This is a genomic window from Nocardioides sp., from assembly GCF_035429765.1.
Taxonomy (GTDB): domain Bacteria; phylum Actinomycetota; class Actinomycetes; order Propionibacteriales; family Nocardioidaceae; genus Nocardioides.
Genome location: NZ_DAOMFK010000010.1, coordinates 20,146 through 23,528 on the forward strand (window position 1 = coordinate 20,146; position 3,383 = coordinate 23,528).

Consider the following 3,383-nt stretch of genomic DNA (forward strand, 5'->3'; position numbering starts at 1 on the left):
CACCATGTCGCCCATCGTCCCTCCCCACCCTCCTAGTCTCCACGCCACCCCCGGCCGGTCCTCATCCCCGGGGGATGAGGACGGCATCCGCGCGCGATGGCGAGAATAACGGCGGAAACGGAAGAGGTGGGCCGGGTGGGCACCGCAGGACTCGGACCTCGGTCGCCGAGGTCGCTGGCGCCGCCGCCCTGGCTCCGGACCTACCAGCGGGCCTGGCTCACCCGCGACGCCGTCGCCGGGCTGACCCTGTGGGCGCTCGTGGTGCCTGAGGCGATGGCGTACGCGTCGATCGCCGGCGTCCCCCCGCAGTTCGGCCTGTACTCGGTGCCGTTGGCTGTGCTGGCGTACGCATGGCTGGGCAGCTCGCCCCGGCTGTTCGTCGGCCCGAGCTCCACGATCGCGGCGCTCACCGCCACGGCGGTGGCGCCACTCGCGGCCGTAGCGAGCGACCAGTACGTCGTGCTCACCGCCATGCTCTCGCTGCTCACCGGCGCGGTGTTCCTCGTCCTCGCTGCCCTCCGGATGGGCTTCATCTCGCGGTTGTTCGCCGAGCCGGTCCTGGACGGGTTCATCATCGGGCTCGGCTTCTACGTGGCTGTGGGACAGCTCCCCAAGCTCGTCGGCACGGAGAAGCACGAGGGCAACACCCTCCAGCAGCTCGCCGGCCTGCTCTCGGACGCGGGGTCGTGGAACACGGCCACCCTGGTGGTCGGGGTCGGCTCGCTCGCCGCGCTGATGCTGCTGCACCGCCTGGCGCCCAGGGTTCCCGCCGCACTGGCGGTGGTGGTGGTGACGGTGCTCCTGGTGCCGGCCCTCTCGCTGGAGGCCAAGGGTGTCGAGGTCGTGGGCGAGATCCCGTCGGGATTCGCCTTCGCCCCCTGGAGCGGGGTGAGCCTCGACATGGTCCTGGACCTGCTGCCCGGTGCCCTGGGCATCGTCGTGGTCGGGTTCGCCGAGGGGCTGGCGGTCGCGAAGGCCTACGCCGCCAAGGACCGCACCGTCCTGGACGCCGACCGGGAGCTGCTCGCCTACGGTGCGGCGTCCGTGGGGGCCGGGGCGTTGCAGGGGTTCCCCCCCGCGGGGAGCCTCTCGAAGTCAGCAGCCGCGGAGGGGAGCGGCGCGCGCACGCCGCTGAGCTTCGTCGTGACGGCCGGTCTGGTCGTGCTGACGGTCCTGTTCCTGACCGGGGTGTTCGCCAACCTGCCCGAACCGGTGCTCGGCGCGATCGTGATCGAGGCGGTGGTCGGCATGATCCGGCCACGCAAGATCTGGCGGCTGCGCCAGGTCCAGGTGCCCGACTTCTGGCTGGCCCTCTCGGCATGCCTCGGCGTCGTCCTGATCGAGGTGATGGCCGGTGTGCTCATCGGCGTGCTGCTGAGCCTGGTGCTGCTGCTCGAGCGGCTCAGCACCCCGCACGTCGCGGTGCTGGGCCGCCACCCGGTCCGCGGGTTCGTGGCCATCGACGCCAATCCCGGCACCGAACCCGTCCCTGGAGTGGTGATCCTGCGTACCGACGGCCCCCTCGTCTTCGCCAGCATCGACCCGGTGATCGACGAGATGCGCAGGCGCAGCCTCGACGCCGAGCCGAGACCCGACCTGGTCGTCCTCGACCTCGAGCCGGTCTCCGAGATCGACGTGACGGCCGCGACCGCGCTCGCCGCGGCCGTCACGGACGTCCGCTCCGCGGGGTTGACCGTACGGTTCGCCGGCGCCCATGCCGGCGTACGCGAGTACGTGCAGAGGCTTGGCATCGCGGAGCTTCGCGAACTCGTCGACTGCTACCCGTCGGTGGCCGCTGCCGTCGAGGGGCCGCAAGGTACCAGCACAGGAAGGTTGCAGACATGACTGAGATCAACGAGAAGACCCCGCTCGCCTGTGAGGGGAGCACGGAGCCGCTGACGACGACGCCCGTCGTGGGGACGCCGAGCCCGCCCTACCCCGACCGTTTCGTCCCGGAGGCGGAGGAACTCGCCGAGGGAGAGATCCGCGTCACGATCCTGGGCAGCGGCGATCCGTTCGTGCGACCCTCCCAGGCCTCCGCCTCGATCCTCATCGAGGTGGGCAACCCGGAGCGTGACCTGTTCTTCTTCGACCTCGGGTCAGGGGCGCTGAAGAACTTCGACGGGCTGCGCCTGCCCGTGACGGCCACCACCAAGGTGTTCCTGACGCATCTGCACGCCGATCACGTCGGCGATCTGCCGACCTTGATCTTCAGCCTGGCCAAGGCCGGTCGCCGGGACCCGGTCGAGGTCTGGGGCCCCGCGTCGGACAACGATGCACTCGGGACCCGCGCCTACCTCGACCAGCTCCAGGCCGCGCACGCCTGGGACATGGAGTCCCTGAGCGGCCACCCCGGGCAGTCCGGTGCCCGGGCCAGCGTGACCGAGGTCCCCTACGACGCCCAGGCGGTCGCCTACGAACGCAACGGCGTCACCATCACCTCCTTCCCCGTGATCCACATCCAGAACGGTGCGGTCGGCTACCGGCTCGACTACGCCGGCCTCAGTGTGGTCTTCTCCGGCGACACGCGACCGTGCCGCACGCTGGTGGACGCCGGTGCCGGCGCGGACCTGCTCATCCACGAGACCTTCCCCTCGCCCGACGTCTATGCGGAGAAGGCCGGGGTCCCACCGGCGTTCGCCGAGCAGATCGTCAACGGCGTCCACACCAGCCCCGCGATGGCGGGCCGGGTCTTCGCCCGCGTCGGCGCGCGGATGTCGGTGATGTGGCACCTCGCCGTCGACCACGACACCGTCGCAGGTGCCTGGCGAGACATGCGGACCACCTATGACGGTCCGGTGACGATCGCCCAGGACCTGACGGTGTTCAACATCACGGCGGACGGGCTGGTCGTCCGCCAGGCGGTCGTCGACGCTGTGCCCTGGCCGGTCCTCGGCCCCACGCAGGTCTCCGGCCCTCCGATGTCGGCGCCCCACGACCCACCCGCCTGGTGGGCCGACGCCCTGCTCACCGACTGATCCTGCCGCTGGCACCCGTTGGCCCACTGATCCACTCGAGGAAGAGCACGCAGGCCCCGGAGCTCGCCGGTGGGAGACCTTCCACGACCTGGGCGTCGTAGGCGAGCCCGGCCACGGTCACGCGGGGCTCGCCGAGCAGCAGCGCGACGTCGCCCAGGACCCGCGCGTCGGCGTCGAGCAGCGCCAAGGTCGCCCGGACCCGTCGCCTGGTGCTCGCCGTTGCGGGGCCGGGCGCTCTCCACAGGTCCAGGAAGTCACCCGTCGGGAGATAACCGACCCCGGGCTCGCGCGCGGGCGACAGCCAGATCGTGGAGGGCGACAGGTCCACCAGGACCAGCGTGCGGCCGTCGTACCGCATACCCCGGGCCACGTGCACGAAGTGCACGGTGACCTCGTGAGCCGTGG

The 3,383-nt window shown here is 71.4% G+C and carries 3 protein-coding genes; 2 read left to right on the forward strand and 1 reads right to left on the reverse strand.

Annotated features, from left to right (window positions below; all coding sequences use genetic code 11):
* The first annotated feature begins 135 nt into the window (after positions 1-135).
* A complete protein-coding gene (locus PLP61_RS02225; protein WP_324499943.1) occupies positions 136-1,845 on the forward strand; it encodes a SulP family inorganic anion transporter in 1,710 nt (569 codons plus the stop codon).
* Complete coding sequence (gntH, locus tag PLP61_RS02230; protein WP_324499945.1) at positions 1,842-2,978, forward strand: guanitoxin biosynthesis MBL fold metallo-hydrolase GntH; 1,137 nt, start codon at positions 1,842-1,844, stop codon at positions 2,976-2,978. The genes PLP61_RS02225 and gntH overlap by 4 nt, the downstream gene beginning before the upstream one ends.
* Here gntH and PLP61_RS02235 read toward each other — a convergent pair.
* A partial coding sequence (locus PLP61_RS02235; protein ID WP_324499947.1) for a hypothetical protein occupies positions 2,968-3,383 on the reverse strand: 416 nt, incomplete at its 5' end. The genes gntH and PLP61_RS02235 overlap by 11 nt on opposite strands.

Coding starts and splice junctions, on each gene's coding strand:
- gntH (WP_324499945.1), top strand. CDS start 1,842: ATGACTGAGATCAACGAGAAGACCCCGCTCGCCTGTGAGGGGAGCACG.